Origin of the sequence: Vibrio navarrensis, from assembly GCF_015767675.1 — a bacterium.
Lineage (GTDB): Bacteria > Pseudomonadota > Gammaproteobacteria > Enterobacterales > Vibrionaceae > Vibrio.
On the sequence record NZ_CP065217.1, the window covers coordinates 3,450,809 to 3,473,533 of the forward strand.

18 protein-coding genes, 3 tRNA genes, 3 rRNA genes, 1 pseudogene and 1 riboswitch are annotated in these 22,725 nt (G+C 49.3%); of the genes and pseudogenes, 9 read left to right on the forward strand and 16 right to left on the reverse strand.

The genetic code is table 11. From position 1 onward, the window contains the following. Positions 1-53 precede the first annotated feature (53 nt). The 4 genes from I3X05_RS16345 to I3X05_RS16360 all read left to right on the forward strand — a co-directional run bounded on the left by I3X05_RS16345 (position 54) and on the right by I3X05_RS16360 (position 2,463). A complete protein-coding gene (locus I3X05_RS16345) occupies positions 54-314 on the forward strand; it encodes a DUF2282 domain-containing protein (RefSeq protein WP_045569266.1) in 261 nt (86 codons plus the stop codon). 79 nt (positions 315-393) lie between these two features. Next, a complete protein-coding gene (locus I3X05_RS16350) occupies positions 394-1,245 on the forward strand; it encodes a DUF692 domain-containing protein (protein WP_045569267.1) in 852 nt (283 codons plus the stop codon). Further along, positions 1,242-1,991, forward strand: coding sequence for a DNA-binding domain-containing protein (locus I3X05_RS16355; RefSeq protein ID WP_337970858.1), 750 nt, complete (start codon positions 1,242-1,244; stop codon positions 1,989-1,991). Before I3X05_RS16350 ends, I3X05_RS16355 begins: the two co-directional genes overlap by 4 nt. A 16-nt stretch (positions 1,992-2,007) precedes the next feature. Next, on the forward strand, positions 2,008-2,463 hold the full coding sequence (locus tag I3X05_RS16360) for a DoxX family protein (RefSeq protein WP_045569269.1): 456 nt from the start codon (positions 2,008-2,010) through the stop codon (positions 2,461-2,463). Between the two features lie 52 nt (positions 2,464-2,515). Here the strand turns inward: I3X05_RS16360 and I3X05_RS16365 are convergent, their stop codons facing one another. Both I3X05_RS16365 and I3X05_RS16370 read right to left on the reverse strand, forming a co-directional pair. Further along, positions 2,516-2,806: a hypothetical protein gene (locus I3X05_RS16365; protein ID WP_337970859.1), complete on the reverse strand. Its 291-nt coding sequence runs from the start codon at positions 2,804-2,806 to the stop codon at positions 2,516-2,518. Positions 2,807-2,898: 92 nt separating this feature from the next. Further along, on the reverse strand, positions 2,899-4,065 hold the full coding sequence (locus I3X05_RS16370; protein WP_337971200.1) for a multidrug effflux MFS transporter: 1,167 nt from the start codon (positions 4,063-4,065) through the stop codon (positions 2,899-2,901). 134 nt (positions 4,066-4,199) lie between these two features. On the opposite strand from I3X05_RS16370, the gene I3X05_RS16375 reads away from it, so the two are divergent. Beyond that, positions 4,200-5,141 carry a LysR family transcriptional regulator gene (locus I3X05_RS16375; RefSeq protein WP_039440471.1) on the forward strand — a complete coding sequence of 314 codons (942 nt, stop codon included), beginning with the start codon at positions 4,200-4,202 and terminating at the stop codon, positions 5,139-5,141. A 155-nt stretch (positions 5,142-5,296) separates the two neighbouring features. Further along, positions 5,297-7,087: an aminopeptidase P family protein gene (locus I3X05_RS16380; protein WP_045569271.1), complete on the forward strand. Its 1,791-nt coding sequence runs from the start codon at positions 5,297-5,299 to the stop codon at positions 7,085-7,087. 158 nt (positions 7,088-7,245) lie between these two features. Here I3X05_RS16380 and thiH read toward each other — a convergent pair whose 3' ends face one another. From thiH to crcB, 7 genes are all read right to left on the reverse strand, one after another. Continuing rightward, the gene (gene thiH / locus I3X05_RS16385; RefSeq protein WP_337970860.1) at positions 7,246-8,367 is read right to left on the reverse strand and encodes a 2-iminoacetate synthase ThiH; all 1,122 of its coding nucleotides are present in this window, start codon (positions 8,365-8,367) and stop codon (positions 7,246-7,248) included. A gap of 10 nt (positions 8,368-8,377) precedes the next feature. Further along, on the reverse strand, positions 8,378-9,142 hold the full coding sequence (locus tag I3X05_RS16390) for a thiazole synthase (protein WP_193158083.1): 765 nt from the start codon (positions 9,140-9,142) through the stop codon (positions 8,378-8,380). Between the two features lie 4 nt (positions 9,143-9,146). Continuing rightward, the gene (thiS, locus tag I3X05_RS16395; protein WP_045569274.1) at positions 9,147-9,356 is read right to left on the reverse strand and encodes a sulfur carrier protein ThiS; all 210 of its coding nucleotides are present in this window, start codon (positions 9,354-9,356) and stop codon (positions 9,147-9,149) included. 12 nt (positions 9,357-9,368) lie between these two features. Next, complete coding sequence (locus I3X05_RS16400; protein ID WP_045569275.1) at positions 9,369-10,133, reverse strand: HesA/MoeB/ThiF family protein; 765 nt, start codon at positions 10,131-10,133, stop codon at positions 9,369-9,371. Then, positions 10,123-11,421: a thiamine phosphate synthase gene (locus I3X05_RS16405; RefSeq protein WP_045569276.1), complete on the reverse strand. Its 1,299-nt coding sequence runs from the start codon at positions 11,419-11,421 to the stop codon at positions 10,123-10,125. The genes I3X05_RS16400 and I3X05_RS16405 overlap by 11 nt, the downstream gene beginning before the upstream one ends. 2 nt (positions 11,422-11,423) lie before the next feature. Next, positions 11,424-13,361 (reverse strand): phosphomethylpyrimidine synthase ThiC, encoded by a 1,938-nt coding sequence (gene thiC, locus I3X05_RS16410; RefSeq protein ID WP_337970861.1) that lies wholly within the window; start codon positions 13,359-13,361, stop codon positions 11,424-11,426. Between the two features lie 153 nt (positions 13,362-13,514). After that, positions 13,515-13,613: riboswitch (TPP riboswitch) on the reverse strand. A gap of 72 nt (positions 13,614-13,685) precedes the next feature. After that, complete coding sequence (gene crcB, locus I3X05_RS16415; RefSeq protein WP_193168084.1) at positions 13,686-14,066, reverse strand: fluoride efflux transporter CrcB; 381 nt, start codon at positions 14,064-14,066, stop codon at positions 13,686-13,688. 212 nt (positions 14,067-14,278) lie between these two features. Here crcB and I3X05_RS16420 point away from each other — a divergent pair, with 212 nt between their 5' ends. Together I3X05_RS16420 and I3X05_RS16425 are read left to right on the forward strand one after the other, a co-directional pair. Beyond that, the gene (locus tag I3X05_RS16420; protein WP_337970862.1) at positions 14,279-14,767 is read left to right on the forward strand and encodes an IS630 family transposase; all 489 of its coding nucleotides are present in this window, start codon (positions 14,279-14,281) and stop codon (positions 14,765-14,767) included. Between the two features lie 149 nt (positions 14,768-14,916). Then, positions 14,917-15,954 (forward strand): annotated as a pseudogene (locus I3X05_RS16425) (IS630 family transposase). Positions 15,955-16,061: 107 nt separating this feature from the next. Here the strand turns inward: I3X05_RS16425 and I3X05_RS16430 are convergent. The 6 genes from I3X05_RS16430 to I3X05_RS16455 all read right to left on the reverse strand — a co-directional run bounded on the left by I3X05_RS16430 (position 16,062) and on the right by I3X05_RS16455 (position 21,402). Continuing rightward, positions 16,062-16,152 (reverse strand) — tRNA-Ser (locus I3X05_RS16430). 69 nt (positions 16,153-16,221) lie between these two features. Continuing rightward, positions 16,222-16,337: ribosomal RNA gene (gene rrf / locus I3X05_RS16435) — 5S ribosomal RNA — on the reverse strand. 110 nt (positions 16,338-16,447) lie between these two features. Further along, positions 16,448-19,337: ribosomal RNA gene (locus I3X05_RS16440) — 23S ribosomal RNA — on the reverse strand. 282 nt (positions 19,338-19,619) lie between these two features. Next, a tRNA-Ala gene (locus tag I3X05_RS16445) sits at positions 19,620-19,695 on the reverse strand. A gap of 8 nt (positions 19,696-19,703) precedes the next feature. After that, positions 19,704-19,780, reverse strand: a tRNA-Ile gene (locus tag I3X05_RS16450). 62 nt (positions 19,781-19,842) lie between these two features. Next, a 16S ribosomal RNA gene (locus tag I3X05_RS16455) occupies positions 19,843-21,402 on the reverse strand. The 16S, 23S and 5S rRNA genes sit together here with 3 tRNA genes alongside, the layout of an rRNA operon. Before the next feature lie 518 nt (positions 21,403-21,920). Between I3X05_RS16455 and I3X05_RS16460 the strand changes: the two genes are divergently transcribed. Beyond that, positions 21,921-22,472, forward strand: coding sequence for a gamma carbonic anhydrase family protein (locus I3X05_RS16460; protein WP_193167729.1), 552 nt, complete (start codon positions 21,921-21,923; stop codon positions 22,470-22,472). On the opposite strand, the gene I3X05_RS16465 is transcribed toward I3X05_RS16460, so the two are convergent. Further along, a complete protein-coding gene (locus tag I3X05_RS16465) occupies positions 22,462-22,725 on the reverse strand; it encodes a DUF1488 domain-containing protein (RefSeq protein WP_193167730.1) in 264 nt (87 codons plus the stop codon). The two genes, I3X05_RS16460 and I3X05_RS16465, sit on opposite strands and share 11 nt — an antisense overlap.

Here is a 22,725-nt window from a genome sequence, read left to right on the forward strand (position 1 = left end):
GCAAGCGTCAGGCTTGTGTCACTAAGTACAATAATCAGTCTAAGGAACACATCATGAAAAATTCAAATCTCGCCGTTACTGCCGTTGTCACTGGTTTGCTCGCAATGGGAGGATCGCTTCTGACCGCCGCGCCAGCAATGGCAGCGGAAAAAGAGAAATGCTACGGCGTGGCCAAAGCAGGCAAAAATGACTGCGCGACTAAATCCAGCTCGTGTGCTGGCACCGCAAAACAAGATAACCAGAAAGATGCGTTTGTCGTATTGCCAAAAGGCCTGTGTGACAAACTTGCTGGCGGCAGCACTAAAGCCTCTTAATCCAAACGCACCTCATTAGAAAGGAGCTCGGCACTCAACCCCAGCTCCTCTTTCCCCTAGCAAGCAAATGGAGCAGACAATGGCAAATACTTACCATGACGATGTTGGGGTGGGTTTGCGGCTTGCGCATCTTGACTATTTTTACCAGCAACGACCGCCGCTTTCTTGGCTGGAGATACACAGCGAGAATTACTTTCACCCACACACGCTAGAGCGGAAAAAACTCAACCAACTGGCCAACGATTATCAACTGGGCTGTCATGGAATCGGTTTATCTCTCGGCTCGGTGGATGGCATCGACTCCTCGCATCTACAACGTTTGAAAGCCTTGGTGGATGATTTACAACCGCGCTTTGTTTCTGACCATCTCAGTTGGAGCGAACACGGCGGGCACTATTTTAATGATCTGCTGCCACTGCCTTACACTGAAGAAGCTCTCGAGGTGTTTTGCCGCAATGTGCTAAGGGTTCAGGAGTATCTTGGGCGCGCCATCTTGGTGGAGAATCCGTCCAGTTACGTTCGCTATCAGCACTCGACCATCAGCGAGTGGCAATTTCTCGCCGAAGTGCAGCGCCGTACCGACTGTCGTTTACTGCTCGATCTCAATAACGTGTATGTTTCGGCGTACAACCACGGGTTCGACTGCCAAGAATATCTCGCCGCGCTTCCGGCCGATTGTGTCGACGAAATTCATTTGGCTGGCTTTACCATCAAGTCGCTACCACAAGGCGAAATATGGATAGATACCCACAGCCAACCCGTTTCACCGGCTGTCTGGCAACTTTATCAAGCGTGGATTGCCAAGCATGGTCGACGCCACACCTTAATTGAGTGGGATCTCGATTTGCCCGCGCCCGACGTGCTGCTAGGCGAAGCGCGCAAAGCAAGCGACCTGCTCTTTCAGTCATGCCTTGCAAAGGAGGCATCATGAGACTGGCCGACTTACAGCAACGTTTCGCCCGCGCTCTACACTATCAAGCATCAGGGGAGACGTGTGACATCGTCAGCGATCAGTTCACTGCCGATGAGCGGATGCAGATCTATCGCAACAACTTCGTCATCGGTTTAAGCGAGTTGCTGGAACTGAGCTACCCGAAAACCCGCTTGTTGCTCGGCGAAGCCTGCTTTGCCCAAATTGCGCGGCAACATGTACTGCGCGTGCCCTTAACCCAAGCCGATGTGTCGAACTATGGCGAAGGGTTCGAGTCAACCTTAGCGCAATTTCCACAGGTGATTGAACAGGTCCCTTACTGCCGTGAGTTTGCCCGTTTTGAATGGACCATCGAACTTTGCCAGTTGCAATGGCAAGAGGCGCGAAAACCTTCGCAGGCACAACCTTTAGACGCGCTCGCGCAGATTGATCCTGCGCGCCATGGCGAGGTGCGTTTTCATCTGGCCGTTGGTGCCGCTTGTTTTGCCGCCGATTACGCGCTGTTCTCGCTGCACCAAGCGATTCACGAGCAGTGCTTTGACGATTTGCACATCGAGCAAGCGCAAGCTGGCGTCATTCAGGTATTTGCAGATCGCTCCTATCAGTGCATGCCGTTAACACCCGCCGCGTTTGCGCTGCTCACGCAATTACAGCAAAAAGCGTTAGCAGCGATAGATGCCGAGTTACTGGCCGAGTTAAACGCCTTGGTTGAACTTGGCGTCATCAGCCATTTTTCACTGCCATAAAGAAAAAGGAAAAGTTATGAGTTCGAAGTTAGCTGGCCTGCTTGCCCGCTACGATAGCGCCACAGCTGCGATGCAAACCGCTTTGCTGCCGTTTTTGTTGCTGGGGCTACGCCTTAGCGTTGCTTGGGTATTTTTCCGCTCCGGTCTAAGCAAAATCGCCAACTGGGACAGCACACTTTACCTCTTTGAATTGGAATATCAGGTGCCGCTGATTCACTGGCAATTGGCCGCTTATCTCGCCACAGCAGGAGAACTGTTGCTGCCTGTCTTACTTGCCGTTGGCTTGTTGACGCGAGTCGTAGCGAGTGCGCTGTTTGTCATCAACGCAGTGGCGGTGCTCTCTTATCCACTGCTGTGGGAACAAGGGTTTTATGACCACCAGCTATGGGGGTTGATGATTTTAGTGTTGATGATTTGGGGCGCTGGCCCCTTCTCCGCCGATCAACTGGTGCGGCGCACGCTGACTCATTAACATAACCAGTGAATAAAAAAATCCCCGCTACAAACTGGCGGGGATTTTTTTATCAAAACGACTTGTTGTTCAGGTAGGAAAGCAGCTCATCGGCGGAGATGCCTTGTTTGGCTAGCTCTTTCGCCATCGTTTCTACCTGCTCTCCTTTACGAGATTCGATAACCTTTTGAAACTGATAGACGATGTCTCTGAGAACAGGCAGAGGAACTTGTTTCGCCGCACTGCGAATTCGCTCTTCGCTTTGATTGCCTAGCTCATTGAGTAATTTGCCAAACATGATTTTCTCTGGAGACTCTTCCATCTGTTCAAGAATACGAGCCATTTCATAAGTGGTTAACGACATTACCTGTAAATTCCGTTAAGTGTCGGGGAAAATGTGAACGACAAATATACACGGGTTCGAATAGCAGTAAAACTCTATTTTTGCCCGTCAGCTCAAGCAGCTGCTGCTTGTGTATGCCAACTTTTACCTACTTTTGAAAAGAGAATAAACAGTGCAGGCAATAACAACCACATTTGCAGCGCAATCATATTAGACGCCTCTAACTCAAAACGCTGCATGGTACCTACTAAAAATCCTGAGCCACTCATCTGGAACAGACCCAATAGCGCGGCCGCGGTTCCCGCCTTGTCACCAAACGGCTCCAGCGCTTTACCAGCCGCAGCGCCTAAGATCCAAGCGAACCCGACCGAAGAGAGGAAGATTGGTAGCATGAAGGCGAAGGGTGTGCCACTACTCGCCATCAGCACCATGACAAAGCCAGCCAGACCGAGTGTCATTACACCGACCACTAGGGTGTTGTGCGTGCCCCATTTATCCATAAATTTCGGTGCCAGCAAACACGCGGCAATGTTAATCACGGCATTCACACCAAACCAGAAAGTAAACTGGTTCATGCTCAGGCCCATGCCTTCCATCAACACCACTGGCGCTGACGTCACATAAGCCAAAATCACCGCCATCGCCAACAAACACAAGGTGGCATGGAAAACAAACGACGGTGTACGCAGCACCGCCCAGTAACGGCTCAATTTAAACACCGCTTGTTTTTCCGTAGCAGGGTTGGTTTCACGCATGTTGAAAAACATCATGGTGCCCACCACCAGCGCGAAACCAGCCATAAAACTGAAGTTAGCACGCCAGCCAAATTGCTGAGTGAGCCAACTGCCGAGAATGGGCGCAAGCGCCGGAATAAAACAGATCGCGCCATTGAGGTAGCTGATCATTTTGCCGCTTTTTTGCGGACCAAAGATATCGCGAACTGTCGCAAAGGCTGCTACCGATGTTGCACACGCACCTAAGCCTTGTAGCAAACGAGATACCAACATCCACTCGATATTTTGCGCGCTCCACGCCAATAAAGCGCTCAACGCGTAGATGGTGATACCTCCCAATGCAACAGTTCGCCGTCCGAGTTTATCTGCCAGCGGGCCAGCGAATAACTGTCCGACCCCCATAGCAAACAAAAACCAGGTAATGGTGTCTTGCGCCAGTGCATGCTCTACGGAAAAGGCATTGGAAATAAGCGGTAAAGCGGGCAGATAGATATCAATGGCCAAGGGGCTAAACAGCACCAACAAGGTCAACAATGCCATCTGCATCTTCGTAGTTTGACTCTGCACAGACACAAAACACTCCAAATTGAACAAGAACTTTTGCTGAAGTTTATCCACATCGTGATATGAATAGAAATGATATATAATCATCGCTGATATTCTCATAAGGAAACTCTAGAATGAATATTGAGAAACTGTCGCGTTTGGATCTCAATCTGCTGGTGTGCCTTAAAGTGCTGTTTGACGAGCTAAATGTGACTAGAGCCGCGCATCGGCTCTGCTTAAGCCAATCGGCGGTGAGTAAATCCTTGGCCAAACTGCGCGAGCAGTTTGACGATCCGCTGTTTGTCCGCCACTCGCACGGTTTAACACCGACTGCACGTGCGCTGTTCCTGCGTCCAAAGCTCGAACTGCTGATCAACCAGTTAGAGATGCTCACCTTGCCAGAGCAGTTTCATCCTGACAGCAGCGAATACCGTTTTCGCATCGCCGCAGTGGAAAGTGTTTACCCGCTGATCTTGCCCCATTTTCTGCCGTCGATTTTCCACCAAGCACCGAATGTCACCATCAGTACCCACTCTTGGTCAGATCAGACCTTTAAAATGTTGCAGCGCGGCGAACTCGATCTCGGTATCACAGGCAAAGATATCGACATCAACGACGCCAAACTGACCATGCTGCCACCAGCGGATATTCGCGAACAAGAGATTTACCGCGACAATCAGATGTGTGTGGTGCGTAAAAACCACCCCGCCCTAAAGCAAGGCTGGAGCCTTGAAAGCTACCTTTCACTGCGTCACGTGCAGGTACGCTGTGACGGCAACGAGCGTTGGTTGCTCGACTACCGCTTGGCGGATATTGGCCGAGAACGTGACATTGCTATCACCGTCCCAGACTTTAATAGCGCAGCCAATCTCTGCTCTTACACCGATTTCGTCTTCACCGCGCCGAGCCACTTCGTCCATCTCGCGGCCAAGCAACTTGATCTGCAAGTGCTGCCGCTACCCATCGAATTCCCCCCAATGGCGTATACCTTATTCTGGCATCGTGATAGAGAAAACGACCCTGCACTGAGCTGGCTGCGCAATATGATCACGCAGAAGACGCTGCACCTTAGGTAAAAATTTCGCCATTTATTTGCGTGCTTGGGATAAAATGAGTAGCTTAACAGCCGATAGTCCTCCGGGCTCATCGATGGTCTGTGGTCCTTACACGGAAGGTAAGGCGCTGCTCCCAACCTGAGCAAACGGAGCCACAATAAAAGGAAAGACAACAGATGCATAATGCTACTCACGAGCGTGTTGCCGCCATTCGTCAATGGTTAGTGCAACACCACATCGACGCCCTACTCGTTCCACACGAAGATGAATATCTGGGCGAATACGTCCCTGCGCACAACGAACGCTTACACTGGTTGACCGGGTTCACCGGCTCTGCTGGCGCAGCCCTGATCACACAAGAAAAAGCAGCGATGTTTGTTGACGGTCGCTACACAGTGCAAGTGACCAAACAAGTCCCTGCTGAGCTCTTTGAATATCGCCACCTGATTGAAGAACCGGCGCTCGATTGGCTCAAAACAAACTTGCCGCGTGGTGCATCGGTGGCGATCGATCCTCGCATGCACAATGCTACTTGGCTCAGCAACGCGCAAAGCAAACTGGCGGATGTGTTGCAGCTAAAGATATTGGACGCCAACCCGATCGATCAGCTATGGCACGATCGCCCAGCCCCTATCGTTTCTGAGGTAAGATTGATGCCAACCGAAGCGGTCGGCCAGTCTTGTGCTAGTAAGCGTGAGGAAATTGGCCAGCTTGTCAGCCAAAGCGGTGCTGACAGTGCGGTGATTACCGCGCTCGATTCCATTTGCTGGTTACTCAATGTGCGCGGTCTTGATGTCTCTCGTCTGCCTGTTTTGCTTTCACACACGATTTTGCATCACGATGGCAGCGTCGACTACTTTCTCGATCCTGCTCGCTTACCCAGCGAGTTTGCCTCACATGTTGGCCAAGGTGTCACTGTCTATCACCCAGAGCAACTCGCGGATCGCCTACAAGCGTTGAGCGGGAAAAAAGTGCTGGTTGACCCCGCAACCAGCAACGCTTGGTTCAAGTTGGTGCTACAAAATGCGGGCGCAGAGGTAATCAGTGCCGCCGATCCTTGCTTGATGCCAAAAGCGGCGAAAAACGCCGTTGAGATTGCTGGCATGAAAGCGTGTCATGTTCGTGATGGTGTGGCAATGTCTAAGTTCCTTTGTTGGCTGGACGCAGAAGTCGCTGCGGGTCACCTGCATGATGAAGCAACACTGGCCGACAAGCTGGAAGCGATTCGCCGCCAAGATCCGACCCTGAAAGACCTCAGCTTTGACACGATTTCAGCGGCGGGCAGCAATGCTGCCATGTGCCACTACAATCATGAAAACCAGCCCAAGCCAGGACAGTTGCAAATGGATACTCTGTATCTGGTTGACTCAGGCGGCCAATATCTGGATGGCACTACCGACATCACGCGTACAATTGCTATCGGTAATCCAAGCGCAGAGATGATCAAACAGTTCACGTTGGTACTGAAAGGTCACATCGGTGTGGCCAGCGCACACTTCCCTAAAGGCACACGTGGTTATCAAATTGATACGTTAGCCCGTCAGCATCTTTGGGCAGAAGGATTCGACTATGATCACGGCACCGGTCATGGTGTTGGCCATTTCCTCAGCGTGCATGAAGGCCCTGCCAGCATCTCCAAGCGACAGATTGATGTCCCACTGGTGGCCGGCATGGTGCTTTCTAATGAACCGGGCTATTACCGTGCTGATGCATTTGGTATCCGTATTGAGAATCTGGAGTTGGTGGTCGAGCAGCCAACACAAGGGGATTTCCCTGTGCTGACTTTTGAATCCTTGACTCGATGCCCGATCGACAAGCGGAACATTAATGTCGATATGCTGACAGACGCGGAGCTAAATTGGCTCAACGATTATCATCAAAAAGTTTGGCACGCGCTCAGCCCATTGGTGGATAGTGACGTGAAAGCTTGGCTATCAGCCGCAACGCAGCCATTAGCTCGCAATTAGCACCTAGTTCGCAATTAACACCGACCTACACAGTGCCAATGTGTGCCGAATTAGTCATTTGCTAATTAGTTCACAAGTAAAAAGGGTTGAGGCAGTTGCCTCAACCCTTTTGTTTCACGTGAAACACTCACCTTTCTATCCGCGTTAGTGTCCCAAGCTCAGTTGCGTAGCCCTGAATAAGCACTATGCCAATCACGCCAAACAGGTTCAAAGCCTTTGCTGCGAATCATCGCCGCCACTGACTCAGCACTGCGCTCATCACTGATTTCAAATTGCTCCAGTTCGACATCCGCCATTGCATAGCCACCAGGCTGGGTTTTTGAGGCGGCAGACATTGACGTAATGCCGAGCGGTAAGACATTGTCTCTAAAAAAGGCAGACTCGCGGGTGGACAAAGAGAGCTCTACCTCAGGGTTAAACAGTCGGTAGGCACAAATCAGTTGCACCAATTGCTTATCTGTCATCTCCGATTTCGGTTGTAATGCCACTGCACATGGTCGAAGACGAGGAAATGAGATGGAGTAGCGCGTCTGCCAGTAAGTGCGTTCTAAATACTCAAGATGCGCAGCGGCAAAAAAACAGTCGGTACGCCAATCCTCCAAACCAATCAAAGCGCCAATCCCAATTTTGTCGATGCCAGCGCGCGCGAGGCGATCGGGGGTTTCCAAACGAAATTCAAAATTGGTTTTGTTACCGCGCAGATGATGCTGAGCATAGGTCGACGGATGATACGTTTCTTGGTAAACCATCACCGCATCCAATCCGAGCGAAATCAGTTCCTCGTATTGCTCTTGCTGCAAAGGTTGCACTTCCATCGCCAAATAGTTGAACTGTTGCTTAATCATCGGCAAAACTTGACGAAAGTAATTCATGCCGACTTTTGTCTCATGTTCACCAGTCACGAGCAGCACACTATCAAAATTCATCCGCTTGATTGCTGCAATTTCTGCGGCAATTTCGACTTGATTAAGCGTGCGACGCTTAATGCGGTTTTCCATTGAAAAACCACAGTAGGTGCACGCATTGGCACACAGGTTTGAGAGGTAGAGAGGGATATAGAGTGAGACCGTATTGCCAAACCGTTTTCGCGTAAGAGCATAAGAACGTTGCGCCATCGCTTCCAAATAGCTTTCGGCAACGGGTGATATCAACGCCTTGAAGTCTTCGAGATCCAACTTTTCTTTACTCAGTGCCCGCTCCACCTCTTTTGACGTTTTTGCCCGAATAGACAAAGCCACATCATCCCAATTTAGCTGATTAAAACACTCAACAAAACTCATGCGTGTTTCCTCAACAATCCAAGAATGAAGTCAGTGGACTTGAAGCTATGGCATGGGAAACTTGTCCGGCTAAGCCCGCCATGTAAGCTGCCCGTCCTGCTTCAATCGCAAGCCTAAAAGCATGGGCCATTGCCACAGGATCACTCGCTGTGGCAATCGCCGTGTTGACAAGAACGGCATCGGCCCCCAACTCCATCGCGCGAGCCGCGTGTGAAGGAGCACCAATCCCGGCATCGACCACCACAGGAACCTTGGCTTGGTCGATGATGATTTGTAGGAAATCTGCCGAAACCAGCCCTTTGTTTGAACCGATTGGCGCGCCCAAAGGCATCACTGCGGCGCATCCCACCTCTTCCAGTCGCTTACACAGGACCGGATCGGCGTGACAATACGGCAACACGATAAAGCCATCTTTCACCAGTTGTTCCGCCGCCGCCAATGTCTCAATCGGATCGGGCATCAAGTACTTAGGGTCAGGGTGAATTTCCAGTTTCAGCCAGTGAGTACCGAGCGCCTCTCGAGCCAGATGGGCAGCGAATATCGCATCTTGAGCGTTCTTTGCCCCGGAAGTATTGGGTAACAAATGAATACCCGCAGCCACCAAGGGAGAAAGAATGTCATCATGACGGCCCGTAATGTCGACTCTTTTCAGTGCCATGGTTGCAAGCTGAGAGCCGCTAGCGGTGATCGCTTTGGCCATTAACTGGCTATTGGCAAATTTCCCCGTTCCAGTAAATAATCTTGAGCTAAATTCTTTATCTGCGATCTTCAACATAGCGCTACCCTCCTGCAATCGCTTGAAACAGCGAGATACTATCTCCCTCACACAACACTCGCGTTTGCCATTCACTTCGCGGTACGACTTGGTTATTGACCGCAAATACGCAACCCTGACTTGGCAAAGAGAACTCATCTATCATCTGTTGCAGTGTCTTACCGGTTGCGATTTGCTGCGGCAGACCATTAAACACAATCGCTATCGATTCCATTACTCTTCCCCTTCAAGCCACATTGCCACAATGAGCACAGCGCGCGTCGCGAACGGTATTTATTGTCTGCCACTTCATGGTTAAGCCATCAAACAAATGCAGTTGATTGCTCGCTAGATGAAAACGCCCAGTTGCAAGCTTTTGTATTGCTGCCAATGCTTGGTAGTTGCCAAGAATACCGACCACTGGCCCCATGACACCAAGATCACTACAACGCTGACTCTGCTCAGCCTCATCAAAAGGATAGAGGCAGTGATAACAGGCGGTCGCGCTATCGCTAGCCGTGTAGTCAAACACGCCAAACTGCCCAAGCCAGCCAATCGCCGCAGCCGATATCAACGGCTTCCGCTGCTGTAAACAAGCGAGGCTAATTGCTTGGCGACTGGGGAAATTGTCGGTACAGTCCAACACCACATCGGCCATCATCACTTCCATGCTCAATTGTGTGCCGCTGATGCGCTGATTCAGGACGCGAATATGGGTCTCGGAATTTAGCTGATTGAGCTGGTTACGCAAAGCATCCGATTTACTGCTGGCAACATCGCGACTGCGAAAGGCTACTTGTCGCTGTAAATTGCTCACGTCGACTGTATCATCATCTACCAAAACCAAACGACCAACCCCGGCGCCCGCGAGGTAGAGCGCAGCCGCACACCCCAGCCCACCGCATCCAATTAGCAAAACCGAAGCTTCGCTAAGGCGTAGCTGGCCAGATTCACCGACTTCCTCCAATGCGATTTGCCGTTGATAGCGAAGGAATAGATCATTACTCAACATGACTACACTCCTTCTGAAGATGATCGTAATGTAAGGATGGAGCACAACTGCGCTGTTCCGAATTACTCACCATGACCTCTTTAAATTCACCAATCGCCCTTTGGACATTATTGACTTGCGTGATTGCCCGCACCACAGCGAGCGATGTGACACCGGTTTGCCAAACTTGACTTGCATTGCCAAGATCAATACCACCTATAGCAACGGTAGGTATTCCCTTTTGCTCACCATAGGGAATGGTGTCTATCAGTTTCTGATAGAGCGCTAAACGAGTCAGACCTTGTGGCTGAGACGGCATCTGTTTCGTGGTGGTCGGAAAAATATGACCGAGCGCGATATAGCTTGGCGCGAGTTGCACGATACGCAGCAGTTCGTAATAACCATGCGTTGAAAGCCCAAGAGCAATCCCAGCTCCTGCCAACTGGGTAAGATTGGACGCTTGCAGGTCTTCTTGGCCTAAGTGCACACCAAAGGCGCCATGTTTGATAGCAAGCTGCCAATAGTCATTAATAAACACCTGTGCGTTATACTCACGTCCTAGTTCAATCGCACGAATGATCTGCGCTTCTAAATCGACTCGTTCTGGTTGTTTTATTCTCAGCTGTATGGTTTTGATCCCCAGTGGCAAAAGCTTTTCTATCCATTCAACACTGTCCACTACTGGATACAATCCAAGGCTATGTGGTTCCAGCTTGGGAAAACCCTTGTTCAAATTGGCCAGCTGCCATTCAAGGCGAATATCAAGATCCTTGTGTTCTAGGACGGGTGTTGGAAAAGCGCAGTACTCAAATGCCCATGTTTCACGTGAAACATTCAACATCGCTCTTGCCAAAGTGAGGCTATCTTCTAGTGGAAAACTCAGTGCGGATAAGGTGATAAACCACACTAAATGACGACGCATAGCTGCTCGGGAAAGCAGGCTACCTTCAGTGACTCTCAGCGCTTGACGTTGCTGATTGAGAGGATTCGTCCAAACATCGTACTTATCGCCATTGGAGTCGTTGAGATGAATAAAGACCTTACGCGAATCCATCGTAAAAGACTCTATCGACGCTGCCGACAAATAACACAAACAGCAGTGATACTCAGTGGTTTGAATTTGGTCTTTATCCAACAGATCGGTGGCAACAACGAAATGTTCTTCGTTAGAAATCAGTTGCAATGTCCGAGTCGGGCTAATACCCAACTCGATATGCTCAATGGCAAAGCCTTGCTGTTCTGCCAAAAGCAAACACTGCTGAATATCTCCGGTCACTTCGATGATATCGGATGGGATCAGCAGTTTCATGCTTATTCCTCCACATTGGCCATGGCAGCAGGGTGATAGAGCTCTGAGCCAGAGGCTTTAAACTCTGCCGATTTTTGTCGCATTCCTTCCAGTGGATCGTCAATCAGCTTAATTTCAATCGCTTCACCTTCAGCCGTTTGTAAGTCCTTGGCGTACTCACGGACTTCTTGAGAGATTTTCATCGAACAGAATTTGGGTCCACACATAGAACAGAAATGGGCAACCTTGCCCGATTCTTGTGGTAGCGTTTCATCGTGATAAGCACGAGCAGTATCCGGATCGAGCGACAGATTGAATTGGTCTTGCCAGCGGAACTCAAAACGGGCTTTTGATAACGCGTTGTCACGCACTTGAGCTCCCGGATGACCCTTAGCTAAGTCCGCAGCATGCGCGGCCAGTTTGTAGGTAATTAGCCCTGTTTGCACATCTTCTTTATTGGGCAGCCCAAGATGTTCTTTTGGCGTTACATAACAAAGCATCGCGCAGCCATACCAACCTATCATCGCCGCGCCAATCCCAGAGGTGATGTGGTCATAACCGGGGGCAATATCCGTGGTTAACGGGCCAAGGGTATAAAACGGCGCTTCATGACAATGCTTAAGCTGTTCGTCCATGTTCTCTTTGATCATGTGCATCGGCACATGCCCAGGGCCTTCGATAATCACCTGAACGTCGTATTCCCAAGCAATCTTAGTCAATTCTCCCAGCGTTCTTAGCTCAGCAAACTGCGCTTCATCGTTCGCATCCGCAACGGAGCCGGGACGCAGGCCATCCCCCAAAGAAAGCGCTACATCATATATCGCACAAATCTCGCAGATTTCCCGGAAGTGGGTATACAAAAAACTCTCTTGATGGTGTGCCAGACACCACTTGGCAATGATGGAGCCGCCACGAGAGACAATCCCGGTCACACGCTTCGCCGTCATCGGAATATAACGCAACAATAGGCCGGCATGGATAGTGAAATAATCAACGCCCTGCTCTGCCTGTTCAATCAGTGTATCGCGCATCACTTCCCAGTTTAGATTTTCCGCAATACCATTTACCTTCTCTAAAGCTTGGTACATAGGGACTGTACCAATTGGCACTGGGCTATTGCGCAGGATCCACTCGCGAGTTTCGTGAATGTTACGTCCTGTAGAGAGATCCATGACGGTATCGCCACCCCAGCGCGTTGCCCAAACCAGCTTTTCCACTTCTTCTTCAATTGAAGATGTGACTGAAGAGTTGCCAATGTTAGCGTTCACTTTGACCAGGAAGTTACGGCCAATGATCATTGGCTCAGACTCAGGGTGATTGATATTGGAAGGGATAATCGCACGTCCTTCTGCCACTTCTCGGCGGACAAATTCTGCGGTAATTTCCTTAGGAAGATTGGCTCCAAAACTCTGCCCGGAATGCTGCTGAGTTAATACCTCATCGCAATATTGTGCTCTGCCCATATTCTCACGCAGCGCAATGAATTCCATCTCGGGCGTGATAATGCCCTTACGTGCGTAATGCAATTGCGTAACACAATACCCCGTTTTGGCACAACGAATACGCGGTAAATTGCCGTAACGTAACTCGTCCAACGTCTCGTCGTCTAAACGCTGTTTGGTGTAGGTCGAGCTCACTTCATCGAGAACTTCAGTGTCACCACGTTCGGCAATCCAGCCCTCTCTTAGCTTGGGCAAACCGCTATAGAGGTCAATAGTGTGCTGTGGATCGGTATAAACGCCAGACGTATCGTAGACTCTAATCGGCTCATTGGGCGCCAAAATAGGGGCATCTTTTGAACCACCGATAAGGCTATCCGCCAGCGATATTTCACGCATTGGCACTCGAATATCAGGCCGAGAACCTTCGACATAAATTTTGTTGGAATTGGGGTACGCTTGTACTGAAAGAGTATCAATGAACTGTTTGGCTTCCAGTCTCGCTTGCTTGCGATTCGACATAGCATTTTTCCTTTCTTGTTATGCAAGATAAAAAGGTGACGGATGAAAATGCTTGGCGGAAAGATGCGACAAGAGGGATCGAACATACACAAATTGCAGATGGCTCTGCGCGCAAAATTCGAACTTTGATAAGACACTAGTAGAATTTAGCTACCAAAATCTTCTCTTGTTCCCTTCGCAGGTTTTAACCTGATCAGGTTCAACGGATCCCGAATAAACGGTCTCAGCCTTATGGCACTCCGACAAGTGAAACGATTATAAGCAATCGACTTGGTTAAACCAAGCCGACCTGTAAAAAATTTGTTGGAAAATTAGATTTGAACATCACTGCTTTAAGAGCTGAAATCCAAGCCATGCAGCGCCAACACTTAGAGTAACATTGAGCAGAATATTCAACCCCATCTTAAGGAAAGCACCCTGCTGCATCAGCAGCACGTTGTCCATGGAGAACGTCGAAAAGGTCGTCAAGGCACCAAGAAAGCCCAAACCGATAACTTGCCGCCAAGGTTCAGTCGCGAGCATTTCGCTTTCGAATGCAGCGATCAAAAGCCCCATCACAAATGACCCGACAACGTTCACAGTCAAGGTTCCATAGGGAAAACCGCGCCCAAGTAATAAAACACAGAGCTCAGACACCAGATAACGAGAGCAGGCACCAAAAGCCCCCCCTAAAGCGATAAACCCCAATATAGCCAGTTGCCCCATAACGAACCTCACAATTTGAATGCGACGATATTGTAACCACCACAGTCAAAATAGCGAGTTTAAAACCCCCGTTCCCAGCGGAAATCTATGCTTGATGCTATGCAGAAACAAAAGGTTACAGGAGTCACTTTACGCTATCTAAATCAATCTTATGCCAATCTAAGAAAAAACATGATCTAATTAAGGCCATTCAACGATAGAGCTTATTCGCCATGGATAACCTTAATAATATCAACTTCAAAAAACTCGCTAGCCAGCAAAAATCCATTCAAATGAAAATGAGATTACTGGCTCTTGCTCATTTCAAAGAGGGACACTCTCGCACCCAAATCGCCAAGTTTCTTATGGTGAGCCGAACCAGTGTTAATAAGTGGGTTCACACTTTTCTTGAAGAAGGATTACAAGGGCTGAAGGAAAAGCCAAGAACGGGACGACCCCCCTTCTTAACTTCTGAGCAAAGAGAGCAGTTGAGCCAATACATAAAAGATAAAGCCAATGATACACAAGGCGGACGACTGACTGGGGCCGACATCCACGCTTATATCGTGAAAGAATTTGGCCAGCACTACCACCCTGACTCTATCTATTACCTGCTCGAGCACATGGGCTTGTCATGGATAACTTCCCGCTCAAAACACCCCAAGCAATCTCAAGAAGTCCAAGACGATTTTAAAAAAAATTCAAAATTGAAACGATCCTGAAGATCCCAGGACATATCGCTTTAGAGCATGTGGATGTCTGGTTTCAAGATGAAGCCAGATTTGGGCAACAAAACACGACGACACGGTTATACCAATCTAAGTAAAAATATGATCTAATTGAGGCCATTCAACGATAAAACTTATTCGCTATGGACAGTCTCAATAATATCGACTTTAAAAAGCTCGCAAGCCAGCAGAAATCTATTCAGATGAAAATGAGATTGCTGGCCCTCGCTCATTTCAAAGAGGGACACTCTCGCACCCAAATCGCCAAGTTTCTTATGGTGAGCCGAACCAGTGTTAATAAGTGGGTTCACACTTTTCTTGAAGAAGGATTAGAAGGGCTGAAGGAAAAGCCAAGAACGGGACGACCCCCCCTTCTTAACTTCTGAGCAAAGAGAGCAGTTGAGCCAATACATAAAAGATAAAGCCAATGATACACAAGGCGGACGACTGACTGGGGCCGACATCCACGCTTATATCGTGAAAGAATTTGGCCAGCACTACCACCCTGACTCTATCTATTACCTGCTCGACCACATGGGCTTGTCATGGATAACTTCCCGCTCAAAACACCCCAAGCAATCTCAAGAAGTCCAAGACGATTTTAAAAAAAATTCAAAATTGAAACGATCCTGAAGATCCCAGGACATATCGCTCTAGAGCATGTTGATGTCTGGTTTCAAGATGAAGCCAGATTTGGGCAACAAAACACGACAACACGGTTATGGGCAGAGAAAGGAACACGCCCCCGAGCCGTGAAGCAACAACAATTTGAATATGCGTATCTGTTTGGTTCTGTCTGTCCCGCGAGAGGAATTGGCGAAGCGATGGTCGTTCCTTGGGTTAATAAAGAGATCATGATCGAGCATTTAAAGCAAATATCGGCAATCACTGAAAAAGGGCGTCATGCCGTCATCATTATGGATGGGGCGAGTTGGCATACCAATGACATTGCAGAACCGTTTAGCAATGTCAGTATCATCAAGCTCCCGCCCTATTCACCAGAGCTAAACCCGATAGAACAAGTGTGGAGCTGGCTCAGACAACACCATCTTGCCAATCAGAGTTTTACCGATTATGAGGATATCGTGGAGAAAGTGTGCAAGGCTTGGAATCGATTCTTGGACAGTACAGATAGAGTTAGCAAGATGTGTACAAGAGAGTGGATTAATCTGACCAGTTAATTTTCCAGATTGGTATAATCAAATACATATGTATCACCTATTTGTATTAGGTGACATTTGATCGTCTTAAATCGAGAAAAGCCCTTGATAAATCAAGGGCTTGAATGTGGCGGAGAGATAGGGATTTGAACCCTAGGTACGCTATTAACGTACGCCGGTTTTCAAGACCGGTGCTTTCAACCACTCAGCCATCTCTCCACAAATTGTCATCAACAGATTAGTACACTGACGATGTAGTTATCCGTATAACGGATAACAATATATAAAGCCTGGCGATGTTCTACTCTCACATGGGGAGACCCCACACTACCATCGACGCTGTTTCGTTTCACTTCTGAGTTCGGGATGGAATCAGGTGGGTCCAAAACGCTATGGTCGCCAAGCAAATTCTTTCTCTCTATTTCTAGAGAATAATCTGGAAAGCTGTTTAAGTTCTTTTCAACACATTCAATTCGTTCTTGTATCGAGTCCACCAAAACCCTTTGGGTGTTGTATGGTTAAGCCTCACGGGCAATTAGTACAGGTTAGCTCAACGCCTCACAGCGCTTACACACCCTGCCTATCAACGTTCTAGTCTCGAACAACCCTTTAGGATACTTAAAGTATCAGGGAAGACTCATCTCAGGGCTCGCTTCCCGCTTAGATGCTTTCAGCGGTTATCGATTCCGAACTTAGCTACCGGGCAATGCGTCTGGCGACACAACCCGAACACCAGAGGTTCGTCCACTCCGGTCCTCTCGTACTAGGAGCAGCCCCCTTCAATCTTCCAACGCCCACGGCAGATAGGGACCGAACTGTCTCACGACGTTCTAAACCCAGCTCGCGTACCACTTTAAATGGCGAACAGCCATACCCTTGGGACCGACTTCAGCCCCAGGATGTGATGAGCCGACATCGAGGTGCCAAACACCGCCGTCGATATGAACTCTTGGGCGGTATCAGCCTGTTATCCCCGGAGTACCTTTTATCCGTTGAGCGATGGCCCTTCCATTCAGAACCACCGGATCACTATGACCTGCTTTCGCACCTGCTCGAACCGTCATTCTCGCAGTTAAGCGGGCTTATGCCATTGCACTAACCTCACGATGTCCAACCGTGATTAGCCCACCTTCGTGCTCCTCCGTTACTCTTTGGGAGGAGACCGCCCCAGTCAAACTACCCACCAGGCACTGTCCGCGACCCCGATGAGGGGCCAACGTTAGAACATCAAACATACAAGGGTGGTATTTCAAGGACGGCTCCAACGCAACTGGCGTCACGTTTTCAAAGCCTCCCACCTATCCTACACATGTAGGGTCAATGTTCAGTGCCAAGCTGTAGTAAAGGTTCACGGGGTCTTTCCGTCTAGCCGCGGGTACACTGCATCTTCACAGCGATTTCAATTTCACTGAGTCTCGGGTGGAGACAGCGTGGCCATCATTACGCCATTCGTGCAGGTCGGAACTTACCCGACAAGGAATTTCGCTACCTTAGGACCGTTATAGTTACGGCCGCCGTTTACCGGGGCTTCGATCAAGAGCTTCGACCGAAGTCTAACCCCATCAATTAACCTTCCGGCACCGGGCAGGCGTCACACCGTATACGTCATCTTGCGATTTTGCACAGTGCTGTGTTTTTAATAAACAGTTGCAGCCACCTGGTATCTGCGACTCTCGTCAGCTCCATCCGCGAGGGACTTCACCATCAAGAGCGTACCTTCTCCCGAAGTTACGGTACCATTTTGCCTAGTTCCTTCACCCGAGTTCTCTCAAGCGCCTTGGTATTCTCTACCCGACCACCTGTGTCGGTTTGGGGTACGATTGCTTATAATCTGAAGCTTAGAGGCTTTTCCTGGAAGCAGGGCATCAATGACTTCACTGCCGTAGCAGCTCGACGTCGTGTCTCAGCCTTAAGAGTATCCGGATTTACCTAAACACTCAGCCTACGCACTTGAACCAGGACAACCGTCGCCTGGCCCACCTAGCCTTCTCCGTCCCCCCATCGCAATTATAAGCAGTACGGGAATATTAACCCGTTTCCCATCGACTACGCCTTTCGGCCTCGCCTTAGGGGTCGACTTACCCTGCCCCGATTAACGTTGGACAGGAACCCTTGGTCTTCCGGCGGGGAGGTTTTTCACCCCCCTTGTCGTTACTCATGTCAGCATTCGCACTTCTGATACCTCCAGCATGCTTTACAACACACCTTCAACGGCTTACAGAACGCTCCCCTACCCAATGTGCTAAAGCACATTGCCGCAGCTTCGGTTTACAGCTTAGCCCCGTTACATCTTCCGCGCAGGCCGACTCGACTAGTGAGCTATTACGCTTTCTTTAAATGATGGCTGCTTCTAAGCCAACATCCTAGCTGTCTAAGCCTTCCCACATCGTTTCCCACTTAGCTGTAATTTGGGACCTTAGCTGGCGGTCTGGGTTGTTTCCCTCTCCACGACGGACGTTAGCACCCGCCGTGTGTCTCCCGGATAGTACTTACTGGTATTCGGAGTTTGCAAAGGGTTGGTAAGTCGGGATGACCCCCTAGCCTTAACAGTGCTCTACCCCCAGTAGTATTCGTCCGAGGCGCTACCTAAATAGCTTTCGGGGAGAACCAGCTATCTCCGAGTTTGATTGGCCTTTCACCCCTAGCCACAAGTCATCCGCTAATTTTTCAACATTAGTCGGTTCGGTCCTCCAGTTGATGTTACTCAACCTTCAACCTGCCCATGGCTAGATCACTCGGTTTCGGGTCTAATGCTAGCAACTATACGCCCAGTTAAGACTCGGTTTCCCTACGGCTCCCCTATGCGGTTAACCTTGCTACTAACATTAAGTCGCTGACCCATTATACAAAAGGTACGCAGTCACACCACGAAGGTGCTCCTACTGCTTGTACGTACACGGTTTCAGGTTCTATTTCACTCCCCTCACAGGGGTTCTTTTCGCCTTTCCCTCACGGTACTGGTTCACTATCGGTCAGTCAGGAGTATTTAGCCTTGGAGGATGGTCCCCCCATATTCAGACAGGATAACACGTGTCCCGCCCTACTCGATTTCACTGAACATGCGCCTATGACTACGGGACTATCACCCGGTATCGTTGGCCTTTCCAGACCATTCGTCTAACGCATGTAAAGCTTAAGGGCTAATCCAATTTCGCTCGCCGCTACTTTCGGAATCTCGGTTGATTTCTTTTCCTCGGGGTACTTAGATGTTTCAGTTCTCCCGGTTCGCTTCGCTGCACTATGTATTCATGCAGCGATACTGGCTTATGCCAGTGGGTTTCCCCATTCGGAAATCGGTGACTCAAGTGGCTGTTACTGCCTCATCACCGCTTATCGCAAGTTACTACGTCCTTCATCGCCTCTGACTGCCAAGGCATCCACCGTGTACGCTTAGTCACTTAACCATACAACCCGAAAGGGTCTTTGCGTTAAACAACCAAGGTTCGCTATCTCATTATTTGAATGAGCGAGATAGCATTGATTTGCCGGACTCAATTTTGAATCGTCACTAAACGTGACATTCCCAAGAACACTTGAATGTGTTTGTTGGTGTTTGTCTTAAAGACAAACATTGAGAACTTTACAAACAACAATAAATTGTTGTTTTGTCAGCTTTCCAAATTGTTAAAGAGCAAGATTTCTTTCGAAACCATGTTTAAAAGCACTATCACTAATGCACTTAAAGATGGTGGAGCTATGCGGGATCGAACCGCAGACCTCCTGCGTGCAAGGCAGGCGCTCTCCCAGCTGAGCTATAGCCCCATCAGTAGTGGTGGGTCTGAGTGGACTCGAACCACCGACCTTACGCTTATCAGGCGTACGCTCTAACCACCTGAGCTACAGACCCACTAAATGCTCTAATCTAAACCATATCAATCTGTGTGGACACTCATCGCAATAATCATCGTATAAGGAGGTGATCCAGCGCCAGGTTCCCCTAGCGCTACCTTGTTACGACTTCACCCCAGTCATGAACCACACCGTGGTAAACGCCCTCCCCGAAAGGTTAAGCTATCTACTTCTGGTGCAGCCCACTCCCATGGTGTGACGGGCGGTGTGTACAAGGCCCGGGAACGTATTCACCGTGGCATTCTGATCCACGATTACTAGCGATTCCGACTTCATGGAGTCGAGTTGCAGACTCCAATCCGGACTACGACGCACTTTTTGGGATTCGCTCACTTTCGCAAGTTGGCCGCCCTCTGTATGCGCCATTGTAGCACGTGTGTAGCCCTACTCGTAAGGGCCATGATGACTTGACGTCGTCCCCACCTTCCTCCGGTTTATCACCGGCAGTCTCCCTGGAGTTCCCACCATTACGTGCTGGCAAACAAGGATAAGGGTTGCGCTCGTTGCGGGACTTAACCCAACATTTCACAACACGAGCTGACGACAGCCATGCAGCACCTGTCTTACAGTTCCCGAAGGCACTCCCGCGTCTCCGCAGGATTCTGTAGATGTCAAGAGTAGGTAAGGTTCTTCGCGTTGCATCGAATTAAACCACATGCTCCACCGCTTGTGCGGGCCCCCGTCAATTCATTTGAGTTTTAATCTTGCGACCGTACTCCCCAGGCGGTCTACTTAACGCGTTAGCTCCGAAAGCCACGGCTCAAGGCCACAACCTCCAAGTAGACATCGTTTACGGCGTGGACTACCAGGGTATCTAATCCTGTTTGCTCCCCACGCTTTCGCATCTGAGTGTCAGTATCTGTCCAGGGGGCCGCCTTCGCCACCGGTATTCCTTCAGATCTCTACGCATTTCACCGCTACACCTGAAATTCTACCCCCCTCTACAGTACTCTAGTTTGCCAGTTTCAAATGCAATTCCCAGGTTGAGCCCGGGGCTTTCACATCTGACTTAACAAACCACCTGCATGCGCTTTACGCCCAGTAATTCCGATTAACGCTCGCACCCTCCGTATTACCGCGGCTGCTGGCACGGAGTTAGCCGGTGCTTCTTCTGTAGGTAACGTCAAATGACAGTGCTATTAACACTACCACCTTCCTCCCTACTGAAAGTGCTTTACAACCCGAAGGCCTTCTTCACACACGCGGCATGGCTGCATCAGGCTTGCGCCCATTGTGCAATATTCCCCACTGCTGCCTCCCGTAGGAGTCTGGACCGTGTCTCAGTTCCAGTGTGGCTGATCATCCTCTCAGACCAGCTAGGGATCGTCGCCTTGGTGAGCCCTTACCTCACCAACTAGCTAATCCCACCTGGGCATATCCTGACGCGAGAGGCCCGAAGGTCCCCCTCTTTGGCCCCTGTTCATTATAAACAAGGGCATCATGCGGTATTAGCCATCGTTTCCAATGGTTATCCCCCACATCAGGGCAATTTCCCAGGCATTACTCACCCGTCCGCCGCTCGCCACCCAAGGAACAAGTTCCTCTGTGCTGCCGCTCGACTTGCATGTGTTAGGCCTGCCGCCAGCGTTCAATCTGAGCCATGATCAAACTCTTCAATTAAAAGTTTTTTGAAGCTTGCGCTTCGGCTCAATGAATACTGATAAGTTTCTAGTCCCTAGAAGCTAGTTCCTAGAAAACTTGAATTGACTGTGCTCGATACCGAAGTATCAAATTGGTCACTCAGTTCATTGATAAATCTTTTGGATTATCATCAACGAGTGCCCACACAGATTGATAGGTTTATATTGTTAAAGAGCTTTCTTCCTGCTTCAGTGACTGAGTCACCGTGGAAGAGGCGGCCATTTTAGCGAGTTAAGTTTTTGTGTCAACCACTTTTTTCAAAACTTTTTCAGGTGAATCACCTGGCTAAAATGCCTTGCTGATTTGCCTTGGTTCCTTATGGAGCCTTGCCGTGTCAGCGAGGTGGCATTATAGAGATTGCGATCACATTGGCAAGCCATTTTTGCACTTTATTTTGCTTTTTTTGCCTTATGGGTGTTTTTTACGCACAAAAGGGTATTTTTGCTACTTTAAGTAACCGAAACCTTCGGCCTTAAACCTCAACTCAAGGAGAAATAATGAGCTCAATAAGAAGTTATAAAGGTATTTGCCCACAAATTGGCGACCGCGTTTACATCGATAGTAGCTCGGTATTAGTTGGTGACATCCAAATTGGCGATGACTCGAGCATTTGGCCACTGGTTGCTGCACGTGGCGATGTTAACCACATTCGTATTGGCGAGCGCAGCAATATCCAAGATGGTAGTGTTTTGCACGTCACACATAAAAATGCCGCCAACCCCGATGGCTATCCGCTGCTCATTGGTAATGATGTCACCGTCGGGCACAAAGTGATGCTGCATGGCTGCACGATAAAAGATCGGGTTTTGGTCGGTATGGGGGCAATTGTGCTGGATGGGGTAATAATAGAAGAAGAGGCGATGATTGGCGCAGGCAGTTTGGTCCCCCCCGGAAAAGTCTTAGAAAGTGGCTTTCTTTATGTAGGCAGCCCAGTAAAGCAAGCTCGTCCTTTAACCGACAAAGAGAGAGCATTTCTACAAAAGTCCGCGGATAATTACGTGCAAAACAAAAATGACTACCTCAACCAAGTAAAAGTCATCAACCAATAACAATGTGGCCTTCGTCATCGAAGGCTTCCTCTTCAATGAGCTCTTCGGCTATTTCTTCAAGATCAAAACGACACTGAGCAAATACACTTAGCGCCTGTTCTTGGTTCGCAATCGTCGTCATGGTTAATTGCTCTAACTTCGCTTTCTCGACAAAGCACTGAATCAAAGCCCCAGATTGCTGCGCAGCAAACTGCACCACCTGACGCTTCTCATCCCAACTCTGTATATTGGGGAACAAAATGGCTTGGTTCAT